This is a genomic window from Gemella cuniculi DSM 15828, assembly GCF_000425665.1.
Lineage (GTDB): Bacteria > Bacillota > Bacilli > Staphylococcales > Gemellaceae > Gemella > Gemella cuniculi.
The window spans coordinates 175,251-192,188 of record NZ_KE384431.1; the positions used below are offsets into that span (position 1 = coordinate 175,251).

A 16,938-nucleotide genomic window follows, 5' to 3' on the forward strand; every position below is an offset into this window, starting at 1 on the left:
ATTTATAAATTTTTTTTAGATATTATAATACAAGTTAGTAAATTGGAATATCCATTACTTTCATATTAATCAGTTTCTTTCTTGTTTAAGTATTTTAGTATAAACAATAAACATATTATAAATATTCTCATTGATTATAAGAACAATATTCTATGTAAAAAAATTTACTGCAATCTTAATAAATATAAAAAATAAATCAAACTTAAAATTCAATCTATTTTGAGTTTTTTTCTTATTGTTTATATTAACTTATCAACTTAAATCATTAAAGAAATAAATTTTTTATTTTAGTTATTTATCTAACTTCGCTATTGTTTCTATCATATATTCTGGAACTTCTGTTTCAAAGTACAAATGTTCACCTGTTATAGGATGATTAAATTCGATACTTTTAGAATGTAATGCTTGACCATTCGTATTCAATGTTTTTCTCGGTCCATAAACAAGATCTCCTACCAATGGATAGTTTATATACTTCATATGAACTCTTATTTGATGTGTTCTTCCTGTTTCTAATTCACACTCTATAAGTGTATAATTTTCAAATCTATCCACTACTCTAAAATGTGTAATTGATGGTTTCCCTTCATCAATTACTGCCATTTCTTTTCGTTCCTTAGGATTTCTTGCTATTGGAGCATCTATTGTTCCATAATCATGTTTTATATTTCCGTGTACAAGTGCATAATATTTTCTTTTTATCTCTTTATTAGCGATCATTTCTGATAATTTGACATGTGATTTATCATTTTTGGCAACTATTAAAAGTCCAGATGTATCTTTGTCTATTCTATGAACAATACCAGGGCGAATAGTTCCATTAATGCTAGATAATTCACTATGAAATAATAATGCATTAACCAATGTACCATCTTTATGACCTACTGAAGGGTGGACTACCATCCCTTTTGCCTTATTAACTATTATTAGATCATTATCTTCATAAACTATATCTAATGGAATATTTTGTTTAACTACATTTAACTCCTCAGGTTCTCTGTACTCAATAGTTATGATATTACCATTTTTTAACTTGAAGTTTGTTTTTATTTTTCTTCCATCTACTTTAATATATCCTCCTAATACTAAATTTTGAATATTAGTTCTTGATAATTCAGAAAGTTCTTTTTGTAAAAATTTATCTATTCTTTCATTTACTGATGAAGTATATTTAATTGTTTTTGTATCCATTACTTCCTCCTTTTTACGTACTATACTATATTAACATATATATTGACAAAAAGAAACTTAATAGAATATAAAATCAGTACAAAATGAGCATTTAAACTTCTCTTTAAAGTGTTTTTTAAAAAAGTAAAATTCAAAAATTATCTTTACATCAATATTTTTTATTAGCTATTTAGAATCTATTCAACTGTTCCAATATATATTAAAATAACTTAATCAATAATTTTAACAATTATCTTTATACTCTTAAAACTTCTAACGTATTACTAAAATTATATAAAAAATAGATACAATGATATTTAAATAATCATGTATCTATTTTTCACTTATTTTTTTACTTGTTTTTTTGCTTGTTGTTGAGCTTTTTGCATATTACTCATAACTTGATTTATTTTTTTACGAGATGGTTTTTGTCCCATTTGACTCATCATACTCATAACCATATCTTCATTAATTTGAGGATTTTTTTCCATATAATTCATGAAGTTTCGTCTTGCAAGGAAAAATCCACCCACAACTCCTGCAAGTAAACAAATAGCTCCTACTAAAATCGTAATTGTTGTTGCACTCATAGCTTATCTTCCTTTCTTTTTAGGAGTTATATCTTCTCCATTTTCATTTATTACTTTAGTATTAGCTAATATATTACGCATATTAGCTTTGAAGTTTTTTAAATATAACTGTCTATACTCTGCTAATTCTGCAGTTTCTTCTGCAGTTAAATTTCGTTCTTTTTTAATAGCATTAAGCGAATTAATCTTTGCTATAATTTCTGTCATTTCCATACTATTACACACTCATTAATTCATCTTGTTTTTCTTTTGTCACTTTATCTATTTCAGCTATAAATTTATCAGTTTCTTTTTGAATATCATCTGAATAACCTTTTAAGTCATCTTCTGTTATTTGTGATGATTTTTCTAATTTTTTCATAGAATCCATCGCATCACGACGTACATTACGAACAGCAACTTTAGCACTTTCTGCTTCTTTACCTACAAGTTTAGCTAGCTCTTTTCTTCGCTCTTCTGTAAGTGCTGGAAACACTATTCTTATAACATTACCATCATTTGCAGGATTTAATCCTAAATCTGATGCTTGAATAGCTTTCTCTATTGCACCTAATAATGATTTTTCATATGGAGAAATTACTAACATTTTTGGCTCTGGAACAGAAATCCCAGCTACTTGATTTACAGGAGTCGGTACTCCATAATATTCAACAGTTATTCTATCTAATACAGAAGCACTAGCCTTTCCTGCTCTAATAGATGCTAACTCACGTCTTAAACTGGCAATGGCTTTTTCCATTTTTTCTTCTAAATTATTTAATATTTTTTCAGGCATATTTTCACACTCCTACTCCATAAAAATTTTATTATTTAATGATTGTTCCTAAATTATCTTCAGAAACAACTTTTACGATATTATCTGCATTATCTATTGAAAACACAATTATTGGTAAATGATTATCCATACAAAATGAAATTGCTGTAGAATCCATAATCGTTAGTCCTTTATTGATAATATCCATATACGACAAATTATCATATTTTATTGCCGAATTATCAATCTTAGGATCAGCTGAATAAACACCATCTACTCCATTTTTACCCATTAGAATCGCTTCAGCTCCAATTTCTTTTGCACGAAGTGCAGCTGTAGTATCTGTTGAAAAATAAGGATTACCTATTCCTGCAGCAAAAATAACTACTCTTCCTTTTTCTAAATGCCTTATCGCTCTTCTTCTAATATATGGTTCTGCCATAGCTTTCATTTCTACTGATGTTAGTACCCTAGTGTCTACATCTTTCTGCTCCAATGAATCCTGCAAAGCTAATGAATTCATTACAGTTGCTAACATCCCCATCGAATCGGCAGTTGCTCTTTCCATACCTAGTTCTTCACCAGTTTTACCACGCCAAATATTTCCGCCACCAACAACAATAGCAACTTCTACCCCTTGTTTTACAACTTCTACAATTTGTGCTGTTATTTTGTTGACAACATCAGAATCTATTCCAAAACCTTTTCCACCTGCAAGTGCTTCACCACTAAGTTTAAATAAAACTCTTTTGTATTTAGCAACCATTTTTATCCTCCTAATAAAATATTAGACAATTATTATTATTATTCATCACATAATTCTTTTAAAAAAGCACACACAAAAAGTGTGTGCTTCAGCTCTATAATAACTTAATATTAATAGAGAATACTATTTTCCAGCATTAACTTGGCTCATTACTTCTTCAGCAAAGTTATCTTCTCTTTTCTCAATTCCTTCACCAACTTCATATCTTACAAATTTAGTAAGTTTTCCACCTTTTGATGCTACGAATTTTTCTACAGTGAAACTATCATCTTTTACAAATTTTTGTTTAACAACTGTAATTTCTTCTAAGAATTTGTTTATTCTACCAACAATCATTTTTTCAACAATATTAGCTGGTTTTCCTTCATTTAATGCTTGTTCAGTTAATACTTTTTTCTCATGTTCAAGTACATCTGCAGGTACTTCACTTTCATCAAGGTATCTTGGTGCTAATGCAGCAATATGCATTGCAACATCTTTAGCAGCCTCTTCATCAGTACTTCCTTCCACTAGAGTAAGAACACCAATTCTTCCGCCCATGTGAGAATATGCACCAAAGGCATCTGAATCTGTTTTAGAAACTACCTCAAATCTTCTTAGTGAAAGTTTTTCGCCTATTGTAGCTATTCCTTCATTAATAACTGCTTCTACTGTTCCACCTTGTGCTGAAACCTGAAGCGCTTCTTCTAAAGATTTTGGTTCAGCTGTTAATATAGCATCTGCTACATTTTTCACCAAAGCAACGAATTTTTCGTTTTTAGCAACGAAGTCAGTTTCTGAATTGATTTCTAGGATAACTGCTTTGTTTCCTTTAACTTCAATATAAGAAAGACCTTCAGCAGCTATTCTATCAGCTTTTTTAGCCGCTTTAGCAATACCATTTTCTCTTAGGTAGTCAATTGCTGCTTCAATATTCCCATCAGTATGTTGTAGTGCTTTTTTACAGTCCATCATACCAGCACCAGTACGTTCTCTTAATTCTTTTACCAAACTAGCTGTAATTTGTGCCATTTTGATCGCCTCCGTTATTTTATTATTTATTTTAAAAAATTATTCTTCTGTTGCTTCTACTTCTTCAACGAATGCTTCTTCTGTTTCTTCGATATTTCCTTCATTGTATGCTACAAATGCATCTGCCATTTTAGCTGTTAATAATTTAACTGCACGAATAGCATCATCGTTTGCAGGAATTACATAATCAACATCATCTGGATCACAGTTTGTATCTACAATACCTACTACAGGAATCCCCAATTTTTTAGCTTCTGCAATTGCGTTGTGTTCTTTTTTAGGATCAACAACGAATAACGCATCTGGCATACCTTTCATATCTCTAATTCCACCTAAGAATTTATTAAGTTTATCATATTCTTTTCTTAATTCAAGAACTTCTTTTTTAGGTAAAACATCAAATACACCATCAGCTTCCATTTTTTCAATTTCAGCGATTCTATCAATACGTCCTTTAATAGTTTTATAGTTAGTTAAAGTACCACCCAACCAACGATGATTAATGTAGTATTGACCACTTCTTTCAGCTTCTTCTTTAATCGCATCTTGTGCTTGTTTTTTAGTACCTACAAATAACATTTTTCCGCCTTGATCAGCTACTGATTTTACGAATTCATATGCTTCATCAACTTTTTTTACTGTTTTTTGTAAGTCGATGATATAAATACCATTTCTTTCTGTGAAGATATATTTATCCATTTTTGGATTCCATCTTCTTGTTTGATGACCGAAGTGTACTCCAGCCTCTAATAATTGTTTCATTGAAATAACTGCCATAAGTTATTTTCCTCCTTGGTTTTTTCCTCCGATATTCTCAAAGACTACTGCAAACATAAATGCACCGAGCAGCTACTCAAATATCGTGTGTTTTATTTTTTTGTTGAATTTTACTCAACTTCATTAATTATATAGTATTCCTAACTAAAAATCAAGGGCTAATACCTATTTTTTGCTGATTTCCTTAATTGAAATATAAAAATTTATTAGTTGAATATTTTAAAAATTTAATATATGTTCACTTACTATAAAAAATCTTTTACTAAAATAAATCATATTTGTTCTCCTTAATTAAAAACTATTTAATAAATTTTCTTTCTATTTTCTTATATATATATTTATTTTAATTTTGCTATTGATTTTTTTTGTAAATTATATTATAATTTGTTAGACCGTAATGATTACGAAATAAAGGAGATGTATATTATAATGAATAAGTTCAAAAGATTATTATCATTACTTGCTGCATTTGCTATACTTTTAGTTGGATGCTCTAGCAAAACAAATTCACAAAATTCAAATTCTGGTGAGAAAACTAAAATTGTAACATCAGTAAACTTCTACGCTGAAGTCGCAAAAAAAATTGCTGGTGATAAAGCGGAAGTTTCTTCCATTATAAGTTCTTCGTCTGCTGATCCCCATGATTTTGAACCTACTGCTCAAGATGCAAAAAAAGTTTCTGATGCAAATATTGCTATTTTAAATGGTGGTGGTTACGACTCTTGGTTTGAAAAATTGGCAGATAACAATAAAAATATAACTAAAATTAATGGAGCAAAACTTTTAGGTCTTAAAGATGGTGAAAATGAACACATTTGGTATAATCCTGAAGTAATGTCGAAAGTTGCTGATGAAGTTACTAAAACTTTAGCAGAAAAAGATTCTTCAAATAAACAATTTTATGAAAATAATAGAGATAATTATAAAAAAGAATTAGCTAAAATTACTGATAAGATAAATTCTCTGAAAGAAAAAGCAAATGGTAAATACGTTATTACTACTGAGCCAGTATTTGACTACGCTGTTGACAATTTAGGTTTTAAACTAACAACTGAAGTTAAAAAATTAGCTAAAGCAACAGAAGAAGGAAACGACCCAGCTCCACAAGATTTAAAAGCAATTCAAGAACAAATTAAATCTAAACAAATTTCTTTAATTATAAATAATGTTCAAACCACTAACAAAACTGTAGAAGGTTTAATAAATTTAGCTGAGCAAAATAACATACCTATTCTTAATGTTACTGAAACACAACCAGATGGAAAGACATATATTGAGTGGATGTTAGATCAATATAATAAACTTGAAGAAATTTTAAATGGTGGTAGTGGTGAAAAAGCATATCATGTCGAAGGTGCTAGTGAGGGTCATAATCATAACCATGAACATGGGCATGAAGGACACTCACATAGTCATAATCATAGCCATGACCATGACCACGATCATAAAGATGAAGATAAAAAATAGTATCCATATGTAAAAATATGTAGTATAATTCTAAGAAGAGATTATAAATCGTATCTCTTCTTTTTTATATAATTTTATGATATGATTTATGATTATAGTATTTATTTTAAATACAATTATAGGTATATTATTTTAAAATTTTTATTTTGTAATTTAAAAATTAGTTAGGAGTTTTATATGACTGAGCTTAATATAAAAAATCTTTCCTATTCTATAGGAGAAAAAAAAATTTTAAACAACCTTTCTTTTTCATGTTCATCTGGTGAAGTTATGGCAATTGTTGGAAGAAATGGTGTTGGAAAGACAACTTTACTAAATAACATATTAGATAAATTAAATAAAAATGACAGTATTAATCTATTGAATGACAATGCTAATTTAGGTTATGTCCCTCAATTTAGACAAATTGATGAAGAACTTCCACTTTCGGTTGAAGATTTTGTCGCTCTTCCACTTTCTCAAAAATTATTCCCCTGGTTCAATAAAAAAGAAAAAGAAAAAATTAAAAACGTTCTTAATCTTACTAACTCACTTTCCAAAAGAAAAGAATCTATAGGAACTCTTTCTGGTGGGGAAAAACAAAGAGTCTTTTTAGCACAAGCGCTTATTAACAGACCAAACCTCTTACTCTTGGATGAGTTTACATCTAATCTCGATAAAACTAGTGAAATAGAATGTATGGAACTTGTTCGAAAAATCACAAAAAAAGAAAATATTATAACTTTATGTATCACACATGAACTTTCTTTAATTGATGAAAAGTACATTGATAAAATTTTGTACTTATCTGACGATGAATATAAATTTATGAGCATTAAAGATTATAATAAAGAACAAAATAATTTAAAATTATGTAAACATTATGTAGGAGATGATAACAATGCTTAGTTATGATTTTATGCAAAATGCTTTTATTGCAGGAACTATTGTCGCAATAATGGCTGGATATATTGGAGTTTTTGTAATGGCTAGAAATATGTCTTTTATTTCACACACACTTTCTCATGTTGGATTTGCTGGTGCTGCATTCGCAGTATTTCTTGGTATTAATCCTATTTATGGATTGCTTATTTTTACAATTACAATGTCATACCTTGTTGGACATTTTAGTGTTAAAGCATTTCGTCGTGAAGCTACCGTTAGTGTTATGCTTGGGATATTTCTGGGTCTAGGTTTATTATTTTTATCTTTAACACCAAAAAGCACTAGTTACGTAAATAATATTTTGTTCGGTAGCGTTGTTTCAATTACTAGATCTGACGTAAAACTTATTTTTTCTTTGGCTATTGCTGTAATTATCCTTCTATCAATTTTTTATAGAAAAATAAAATTTGACTCATTTGATGCCATAGGAGCAAAGGCTTTAGGACTTAATAGTAAATTTATTTCTATTTTTTTCTTAGTTTTACTTTCTATCGCAACTAGTATTACTGTCCCAGTAGTTGGTGCTTTGCTCATGTTTGTACTTCTTACAGTACCCGCTAGTGCAGCACGATATGTAACTAATAAAGTTGGAAAAATGATTATAATTTCAATAACTTTTGCATTGATTGGAACATGGTTAGGAATTACTTTATCATATTATACTTCCCTACCAGTAACTTTTTTCATAGCAACGATTGAAGCAATATTTTATTTTTCTAGCTTAGGCTATTATAATTTAAAAAAATAATAACTAATAAAGAGATTACCATAAATATTGGGTAATCTCTTTATTAGTTATTTATCTAGCTTTTACAGAATTTCTTATTCTTTCATAAGCACCAGGCTCGACTTTTTCCAGTGATGATCTTATAATTTCCAATGTTTTATTATAACGATACTCTCTATAATATTGCTCAGCAACTGTCAACTGTTGATGAAATTCAACATTATCTTTTCTATATCTATTTGCATAACGAATTAATTTTTCTATCAATTCAATATCAGTAAGAATATTGTCAACTTCTGATTGATAGATTTCCAGTGACTCTTCAGCTTCTGCAACAGCACGTTTTAATAAATCAATATTGATTGGTTCTTTTGTTAACTCTTCTATTGCATATTTGTAGCTGTCTGTTACATCTTTATAAAGAACTATAAATCTATCACTAAAACCTGGCACTCTTGAATTGTCAAGTTTACGTTTTATAACTTCTTTTTCTTGATTTATAAATAATAATTTTTCTCTTGCAAGACTTTCCTCTTCACGAAGACTAGTTAGATATCTTGAATAATTTGTCTGATCTTCTTCAATTTTCTCTAATCCTTGTCCTAAAAGCTCAACTTTTTCTTTAAGATCTTTATAATTCAATTTTGGTTGATTATTTATATAAACGTCAATATCATGTTTTATATCAAGTAAATTACTTAATTCATCATAATAATTAGAAACCATTTCTTCATCTTTTTGATAAATTTGATATCTATTTTTTATTTCTTGAATATTGTTATAAAGTGCCTGATTTAATTGATCTTGCAAATCAAGTTTATTAGATACTTCTCTGTAATGATTTTCTATATATTTTTTATAATTAAGTTCTTTTTTCAAATCATTTGATACTTCATCAATAACGTCATAAATACCATCTAAAATACTTTCTATCGAATCTATATCACCTGATTTTACTTTATCTCTTGCATCATTTAGTTGCCATACACTACTTTCTATTTTACCAGAAATATCTAAATGAGTTAATTTAAATCCTTTCTTCTCCATTTCTTCAACCTTTAATCTAAGTGATTGAATTTGAGCAGGACAAGTTTTTTCAATTTCTTTCAATAGTTCTGGTAAAATCTCCATTCTCTCTTTTAAATCGAAGATAGTATCTTTTATGGAGCTTATTCTTTCTTGAGCTTCTAAATATTTTCCTGTTGATGTTAATACCTTGAAATCATCTAACTGTGGAGCAATTTCTTTTATATTTTGTTCAAATTGTTCAGCTGCAGTACCATATTGATGTCTTTTTGCTAATAGTTCTCTATTTAATTCTTTATATTCACGTACTATCTCTTCATACACTTCTTTATTGCCTGGCTCTACTTCTGATAATTCTTTAATCTCTTTTCTGATATTGGTAATCCTATCTTTTATGTTAGCAATCAATTCACCACTATTCATAATAACTTCATCAGCTTTTTTAAAATTAAATTTATCGATATAACTCTCTGCACTATAAAGGTCACGATCAAGCTCCTCTATATCAATACTTTGTATCTCATACCATTCACTTTCCCAACGATTATAAAGTTTTTCAGCTTTTCCAGCAATATTTAATGTTTTAATCTGTTTTAAATCATCAGATAATGTTTCTCTTTCTAGTTCATCTTTCATAACCAAAAGAGGGTATAAATCTTGTTTTTTTCTATTTCTTAGAATGAATAGTGCAACTACCCCCCCAAGAATAAGAATACACACAAATAAAAATATATATGTCATATATCTTCCCCCTGAAATCTCTTATTAAATTTTTCTTTATCAAATACAATAAACCTAACAAAATTATACCATTTTTAAAGTAAAAAACAAAGTGTTTCAACTATTTTTTTCAAAATTTTTTTCTTTTTTTCTATTTTATTTATCTAAATTATAAAACAAAATCAATTATTTTTATTTTATATTAATATTTCAGTTTTTTTCCTTTATTTTTTTCATATAATGTGGGAAAATTATATATGTAAGTTTAATTGGAGGTATTTACATGAATATATTAGAAAACAAAACTTTATTTATTGAGCAAGCATTATCTCTTGTCTATGAAGAAAATAATTTAATTACTAATCTTTCAAACTTATCAGCACTATATAAGGAATATTTACCTGATACAAATTGGGTTGGTTTTTACTTAGTTGATCACGAAAAAAATAATCTTGCACTTGGCCCATTTCAAGGAAAAGTTGCATGTACTCGTATCCCATTTAATAAGGGTGTATGTGGGCATTGTTTTACTACTAAAGAAACTGTTTATGTTGAAGATGTTCATAAATTTCCTGGTCATATAGCTTGTGATAGTGCATCTAATAGTGAATTAGTAATCCCAATTTTGAAAAAAAATACTGTAGTTGCATTACTTGATATAGATTCTACAAAATTTAGCAGATTTTCCAAAGCTGAAGTTTGCACTTTTAGTGAAGTGACAGAAAAAATTTTTGAAAAAATAGAATTTTAAATACAATATAAAAATGAGAAATAGTGACTCTTTATCAAATATGAATCATCAAAAGAAACTCAAACGGAACTTTATCCAAGATTATTAACAAAACTAAAAAAACGAACGACAATTAGCCTGTATATAATAAATAAAAATCACTTTGTCATTAAACATCTGTAGTCGTATTTTTTAGGTTGATAAAGGAATTTTTTCTTTATCACTTTGTAATCAAACACCCTCCCCCTTAATGTAGAGAATTTTCTGTAATTTTATTCTTTTTTGTTTTTTCTCATTTCTATATCCATTTATTTGACTATAGCCTAATGACAAATATTCCCTATTTTTTTATGTTGTATCGGATATTTGTCTTCTTGTATAAAAATAATACGATATATGGATACAAAATCCATATATCGTATTTACTTTACAATCAAAGTAGTAAAGAACTACTGACCTTATTTTTTTAATCTATTATTCCTTTAAATCTTAGATAATTTTCATAATCCATCTCTTTATTTATTGCACCTTCTGGTGTTAACTCGATCACTCTATTAGCTATTGTTTGAATAAACTCATAATCGTGAGAAGTAAAGAATACTGATCCTTTAAATTGGATTATCCCTTCGTTAACCGCTGTAATTGATTCTAAATCAAGATGATTAGTTGGTTCATCCAATAAAATCACATTGGCTTTAGATAACATCATTTTTGATAGCATACAACGCATTTTTTCTCCACCAGAAAGAACATGTGCTCTCTTCAATGCTTCTTCTCCAGAGAACAACATTCTTCCAAGAAACGAACGCAAATACGCTTCTGACTCTTCCTCTGGCGATGCATATTGACGCAACCACTCTACTAATGATAATTTTAATCCATCAAAATACTCTGTATTATCTTTCGGCATATAACTTCTTGAAGTCGTTATTCCCCATTTTACAGTCCCACTATCTGGTTCCAATTCTCCTGCCAGAATTTTTAGGAGTGTAGTTTTCGCCACTTCATCACCCAACAAGATTACTTTATCATTTGGATTGACAGTAAAACTAATATTACTTAAAACTTCTTTTCCTTCAACAGTTTTACTAACACCATCTACTATTAATAAATCATTTCCAATCTCTCTATCAGGTGTAAAACGTACATATGGATAACGACGACTACTTGGTTTAATATCATCGAGAGTAATCTTATCTAACATTTTCTTTCTACTTGTTGCTTGTTTTGATTTAGAAGCATTCGCAGAAAACCTTGCAATAAATTCTTGAAGTTCTTTAATTTTTTCTTCTTTCTTTTTGTTAGAATCTTCCGCCATCCTTCTTGCAAGCTGACTAGATTGATACCAGAAATCATAGTTTCCAACATACAGTTGAATTTTTCCAAAATCTAAATCACAAATATGTGTACAAATATTATTTAAAAAGTGTCTATCATGACTGACTACGATAACTGTGTTTTCAAAGTTAATCAAAAATTCTTCTAACCACTTTATAGCACTAATATCTAGTCCATTGGTCGGCTCATCAAGAAGAAGAACATCAGGATTACCAAATAGCGCTTGTGCCAAAAGAACTTTTACTTTAATAGCATTATCTAATTCTCCCATAAGTGTATTGTGATATTCTACTGAAATTCCTAAGCCTTCAAGAAGTTGAGCTGCATCACTTTCTGCATTCCATCCATCCATTTCTGCAAATTCACCTTCAAGTTCAGCAGCAATAATTCCATCTTCTTCTGTAAATGGATCTTTCATATAAATTTCGTTTTTACGATTCATTACATCCCAAAGGTGTTCATGTCCCATCATAACAACATCAATCACACGGCTCTCTTCATAAGCAAAATGATTTTGGCGAAGTACTGCAAGTCGTTCTCCCTTCCCTAGAGAAACATGTCCTTGCTGTGAATCAATTTCTCCTGATAGAAGTTTTAAAAATGTTGTTTTCCCAGCACCGTTTGCTCCTATAAGTCCATAACAGTTTCCATTCGTAAATTTGATGTTTACATCTTCAAATAATTTCCTATCTGCAAAACGCAAACCTAAATTTGTTACTTGTAACATTATCTTCTCCTTATATAATTTCATATAATAAACATAGTTGTACATAAAAAATAATTATATTATATATGTACAAAGTTTTTTAGACTAACTTTTGTATTTTTTTTATGTATTATTTTTCCTCTTTTTTATTCACACTAGCAATTAAATTCTCAATGTGAAGTGCATACTCACTAGTTGTATCATACTCAAAAATAAGTTCTGGAAATTTTCTTATTTTTATTTTTTTAGCTACTTCTGTTTTTACAAATCCTTTTATTTTAGCCAAAGAATTTTTTGTTTTATCTTTATCTTTTTCTCCACCTAAAACAGTATAATAAACTTTTGCTTGAGAATAATCGCCTGTCAAAGCAACTTCTGTAACAGTAACAAATCCCAAATCATGATTTTTTACTTTTGTAGCTAATACATAAGTAATTTCTTTTTTTATTTGTTCTGCGAGTCTATTAACTCTTAACTCAGACATAAATCTCCTCCTATTCTATTTTTTAACCTCTTCCATTATAAATACTTCAAAGACATCTCCTTCTTTAATATCATTGAAGTTTTCTACAGTCATTCCACATTCGTAACCGCTTTGCACTTCTTTTACATCATCTTTAAATCTTCTTAATGTATCAATTTCACCTTCATAAATTACAACACTATCACGGATTACACGAACTTTTCCATCACGTGATACTTTACCTTCTGTAACATATGCTCCAGCAATTGTTCCAATTTTTGAAACTTTATAAACTTGACGTACTTCAGCAAGTCCAATAACTTTTTCCACAAATTCAGGATCTAATAATCCTGTCATAGCAGCCTCAATCTCTTCTATAACTTTATAGATAATACTGTGAAGACGAATATCAACTTGCTCTGTTCCTGCCATTTGTTTTGCGTTATTATCTGGACGAACATTAAAACCTATAACAACCGCATTAGAGGCAACTGCTAAAGTAATGTCTGACTCATTAATTGCTCCAACACCAGTATGAATAATTCTAACATTTACGCCTTCTACATCAATTTTTGCTAATGACATTGCCAATGCCTCAACTGAACCTTGAACATCTGCTTTAATAATAATGTTAAGATCTTTCATCTCACCTTGTTTCATCTGCTCAAATAAAGTATCTAATGATACTGCTGAATTGGCTTGTCTTGTAGTTTCAATATATTGTTGTTGACGTTTTTCTCCAATTTGACGTGCTGTTTTTTCGTCACCAAATACTACAAATCTATCTCCTGCATTAGGAACATCTTGAAGTCCTGTAATTTCTACTGGAGTTGACGGTTTTGCTGTTTGAATATTTTTATTGCGATCATTAATCATAGCACGAACACGTCCATGCGTATTACCTACCACAAGAGGATCTCCAACGTTCAAACTACCATTTTGAACTAATAATGTTGCCACTGCTCCACGACCTTTATCAAGTTTTGCTTCGATAACAGTTCCTAAAGCCAGACGATTTGGATTTGCTTTTAACTCTTGCATTTCAGTTACTAATAAAATATTTTCTAATAAATCATCAATACCATCACCTTTTAATGCAGAAATCGGAACAAATATTGTATCTCCTCCCCAGTCCTCTGGAATAAGACCATATTCTACTAATTCATTCATTACTCTATCAGGATTAGCTTGAGGTTTATCCATTTTATTAACCGCAACAATGATTGGCACCTCTGCCGCTTTGGCATGGTTAATCGCTTCGATAGTTTGAGGCATTACTCCATCATCAGCTGCTACTACCAATATAGTAACATCCGTAATTTTTGCTCCTCTTGCACGCATCGTAGTAAATGCAGCATGTCCTGGTGTATCTAGGAAAGTAATTTTTTTATCTTTTGCTCTTACTTGATACGCACCAATATGTTGAGTAATACCACCAGCTTCTCCTGCTGTAACTCTGGTATTTCTAATTGTGTCAAGAAGAGTTGTTTTCCCATGGTCAACATGCCCCATTATTGTTACAATTGGTGCTCTTTCTTTTAGATTTTTTTCTTCATCTTCTACGTCGAAGTATAAATCTAAATCTTCTTTATTTATTTCTACTTCTTCTTGGATTTCTTTTCCATAATCAATAGCTATTAGCTCGATTTGCTCTAATGTTAATGATTGGTTAATATTAGCCATTATTTTTAATTCCATAAATAACTTCTTGATAAGCTCAGTAGAATTTACAGATAGTGCATCAGATAATTCTACTACAGTCATTCCATCTTTTACTAAAATTGTATCTTCAGAAATAGTTTCTTCCGTAGGTATTTCAATAATTGCCGGTTGCTGTTTTTGAGATTTTTTAGTTTTTTCTTTTTTATTTTTTTTCTTTTTATTTTTTTTATTTGAATTTTTCACTTCGTCACTTTGATTTTGATTTAAAGATTTTTTAGTTTTTTCAACTTGTTTTTTTTCGTTTACTTTGAAGATGCTATCTAATTTTGCTAACCCCTCTTCTGTTAACATCGACATGTGATTAGATACTTCTATTTGAGCTTCTTTAAGTACTGTTATAATATCTTTAGATTGTTTTCCAATTTTTTTTGCATACTCATATACTCTGACTTTTTTCATTACCGTCTTCCTCCTTCTTCTAATAATTGTTTAAATTTTTTTATAAATCCATCATCAGTTATTCCGACTGCGACCCTATTATCACGTCCGATTGCTACACTTATATCTTCTATACTAGAAAATATAATATAATCAACACTATAAAAATTAGATTTATCTACTAATTTTTTTTTAGTGTTTACTCCGCAATCTTCTGTAATAACTAATAATTTTATTTTTCTATTCTTTAAGTTTTTTATTATTAAATCTTCACCTGTAATAAGTTTTCCTGCTCTTTGCATTAAACCTAATAAATTATATATTTTATTCATTATTTCTGTGGTATTGACTTTCTATATATTAATCTTATCACTTCGTTATATATTGGCTCCATTTCTTCTGTAGTTGCACTGAAAAATTTTTCAAGTTGTTTTTTTTCTTGTGCATTTTGAACTACTTCTAAATCTGAAACAACATAAGCACCTCGCCCAGATTTTTTTCCTGTTGAATCTACAAAAATTTCGCCTTCTTTATTTTTTACTATTCTTAATAAATCTTTTTTTGGAAACATCTCATTAGTTAATATACATCTTCTCGTTGGTATTTTTCTCTTTTTCATCTTAACACCTCGTTACACATTTGCTGCTTTTATATCAATTTTCCAACCTGTTAGTTTTGCAGCTAAACGAACGTTCTGACCTTTCTTACCAATTGCTAAAGAGAGTTGATCTTCTTTAACTTTTACATTAGCTATTTTCTCTTCTTCATCTATATTAATCTCTTCTACTTTGGCAGGTGCCAATGCGTTAGTAATAAATTTTACTGGATCAATATCCCAAGTAATAATATCGATTTTCTCTCCATTTAATTCACTAACAATACGATTTACTCTATCACCTTTATTTCCAACACACGCGCCCACTGGATCAATATTTTTATCTTCTGCAAAAACTGCAATCTTAGTTCTATCTCCAGCTTCTCTTGATACACTCTTAATCTCTACAATTCCATTATAAATCTCAGGAACTTCTAATTCAAATAATCTTCTAATAAATTCTGAATGTGATCTTGATGCTAAAACATGTGGTTTGCTTCCGCGACTTGGATTATCCACTTTTGCAATATAAACTTTTATTGGTGTTTGAGGAATGTATTCTTCTCCTTTAACTCTTTCGTTTTCACCTAAAATTGCTTCAATTTTCCCTAACTTTACATATACATATCTAGTATCTATTCTGTCAACAGTTCCTGAAAGAATTTCTCCTTCATATTCACTATATTCTTTATATAAAATTTCTTTTTCTGCTTCACGAAGTCTTTGAAGTAATGCTTGCTTAGCTGCTTGAGCACCAACACGTCCAAAATCATTTGGCAAGTCCTCTTCTTCATAAATATCACCAACTTCATAAGCTGGATTTATTTTCAGTGCATCCTCTAATGCAAATTCTATTCTATCATCATAGACTTCTTCAACAACATCTTTTCTAATAATAAATTTATAATCACCTGTTGTTCTATTGAATTCTACTCTCACATTTTTTGCTGCATTAAAATTTTTCTTATATGCTGATAATAATGCTAATTCTATAGCTTCTATTAAAATATCTTCAGCAATTCCTTTTTCTTGTTCAATTAATTTTATAGCTTTAAGCAAATCCTTGCTCATTTT

General features: G+C 29.3%; 18 protein-coding genes. 4 read left to right on the forward strand and 14 right to left on the reverse strand.

The window, feature by feature from the left end; all coding sequences use genetic code 11:
• Positions 1-291 precede the first annotated feature (291 nt).
• From H612_RS0105500 to rpsB, 7 genes are all read right to left on the reverse strand, one after another.
• On the reverse strand, positions 292-1,191 hold the full coding sequence (locus tag H612_RS0105500) for an RluA family pseudouridine synthase (RefSeq protein ID WP_027130533.1): 900 nt from the start codon (positions 1,189-1,191) through the stop codon (positions 292-294).
• Between the two features lie 323 nt (positions 1,192-1,514).
• Positions 1,515-1,760, reverse strand: a complete 246-nt coding sequence (locus H612_RS0105505) for a YneF family protein (RefSeq protein WP_027130534.1) — start codon at positions 1,758-1,760, stop codon at positions 1,515-1,517.
• A 3-nt stretch (positions 1,761-1,763) separates the two neighbouring features.
• Positions 1,764-1,967, reverse strand: a complete 204-nt coding sequence (locus H612_RS0105510; RefSeq protein ID WP_245570456.1) for a DUF896 domain-containing protein — start codon at positions 1,965-1,967, stop codon at positions 1,764-1,766.
• Between the two features lie 10 nt (positions 1,968-1,977).
• Complete coding sequence (gene frr, locus H612_RS0105515; protein WP_027130536.1) at positions 1,978-2,535, reverse strand: ribosome recycling factor; 558 nt, start codon at positions 2,533-2,535, stop codon at positions 1,978-1,980.
• Positions 2,536-2,566: 31 nt separating this feature from the next.
• Positions 2,567-3,280, reverse strand: a complete 714-nt coding sequence (gene pyrH / locus H612_RS0105520) for a UMP kinase (RefSeq protein ID WP_027130537.1) — start codon at positions 3,278-3,280, stop codon at positions 2,567-2,569.
• Positions 3,281-3,403: 123 nt separating this feature from the next.
• Complete coding sequence (gene tsf, locus H612_RS0105525) at positions 3,404-4,291, reverse strand: translation elongation factor Ts (protein ID WP_035500377.1); 888 nt, start codon at positions 4,289-4,291, stop codon at positions 3,404-3,406.
• Positions 4,292-4,330: 39 nt separating this feature from the next.
• Entirely contained in the window at positions 4,331-5,068 is a 738-nt protein-coding gene (rpsB, locus tag H612_RS0105530) for a 30S ribosomal protein S2 (protein ID WP_027130539.1), read from the reverse strand.
• 429 nt (positions 5,069-5,497) lie between these two features.
• On the opposite strand from rpsB, the gene H612_RS09210 reads away from it, so the two are divergent.
• From H612_RS09210 to H612_RS0105545, 3 genes are all read left to right on the forward strand, one after another.
• A complete protein-coding gene (locus H612_RS09210) occupies positions 5,498-6,535 on the forward strand; it encodes a metal ABC transporter solute-binding protein, Zn/Mn family (RefSeq protein ID WP_051210155.1) in 1,038 nt (345 codons plus the stop codon).
• Between the two features lie 177 nt (positions 6,536-6,712).
• Positions 6,713-7,423, forward strand: a complete 711-nt coding sequence (locus H612_RS0105540) for a metal ABC transporter ATP-binding protein (RefSeq protein WP_027130540.1) — start codon at positions 6,713-6,715, stop codon at positions 7,421-7,423.
• Positions 7,416-8,207, forward strand: a complete 792-nt coding sequence (locus H612_RS0105545; protein WP_027130541.1) for a metal ABC transporter permease — start codon at positions 7,416-7,418, stop codon at positions 8,205-8,207. Before H612_RS0105540 ends, H612_RS0105545 begins: the two co-directional genes overlap by 8 nt.
• A gap of 51 nt (positions 8,208-8,258) precedes the next feature.
• Here H612_RS0105545 and H612_RS0105550 read toward each other — a convergent pair whose 3' ends face one another.
• Positions 8,259-9,953 (reverse strand): septation ring formation regulator EzrA, encoded by a 1,695-nt coding sequence (locus H612_RS0105550; RefSeq protein WP_027130542.1) that lies wholly within the window; start codon positions 9,951-9,953, stop codon positions 8,259-8,261.
• Positions 9,954-10,215: 262 nt separating this feature from the next.
• Between H612_RS0105550 and H612_RS0105555 the strand changes: the two genes are divergently transcribed.
• A complete protein-coding gene (locus H612_RS0105555; protein WP_051210156.1) occupies positions 10,216-10,683 on the forward strand; it encodes a GAF domain-containing protein in 468 nt (155 codons plus the stop codon).
• A gap of 445 nt (positions 10,684-11,128) precedes the next feature.
• Here H612_RS0105555 and H612_RS0105560 read toward each other — a convergent pair whose 3' ends face one another.
• The 6 genes from H612_RS0105560 to nusA all read right to left on the reverse strand — a co-directional run bounded on the left by H612_RS0105560 (position 11,129) and on the right by nusA (position 16,935).
• Entirely contained in the window at positions 11,129-12,727 is a 1,599-nt protein-coding gene (locus H612_RS0105560; protein WP_027130544.1) for an ABC-F family ATP-binding cassette domain-containing protein, read from the reverse strand.
• Between the two features lie 109 nt (positions 12,728-12,836).
• Entirely contained in the window at positions 12,837-13,190 is a 354-nt protein-coding gene (gene rbfA / locus H612_RS0105565) for a 30S ribosome-binding factor RbfA (protein ID WP_027130545.1), read from the reverse strand.
• Between the two features lie 15 nt (positions 13,191-13,205).
• Complete coding sequence (infB, locus tag H612_RS0105570; RefSeq protein ID WP_027130546.1) at positions 13,206-15,290, reverse strand: translation initiation factor IF-2; 2,085 nt, start codon at positions 15,288-15,290, stop codon at positions 13,206-13,208.
• Positions 15,290-15,601 (reverse strand): L7Ae/L30e/S12e/Gadd45 family ribosomal protein, encoded by a 312-nt coding sequence (locus H612_RS0105575; RefSeq protein WP_027130547.1) that lies wholly within the window; start codon positions 15,599-15,601, stop codon positions 15,290-15,292. Before H612_RS0105575 ends, infB begins: the two co-directional genes overlap by 1 nt.
• Positions 15,601-15,888 carry an RNase P modulator RnpM gene (gene rnpM, locus H612_RS0105580; RefSeq protein WP_027130548.1) on the reverse strand — a complete coding sequence of 96 codons (288 nt, stop codon included), beginning with the start codon at positions 15,886-15,888 and terminating at the stop codon, positions 15,601-15,603. The genes H612_RS0105575 and rnpM overlap by 1 nt, the downstream gene beginning before the upstream one ends.
• A 12-nt stretch (positions 15,889-15,900) precedes the next feature.
• Entirely contained in the window at positions 15,901-16,935 is a 1,035-nt protein-coding gene (gene nusA, locus H612_RS0105585) for a transcription termination factor NusA (protein WP_027130549.1), read from the reverse strand.
• Positions 16,936-16,938: the final 3 nt, after the last annotated feature.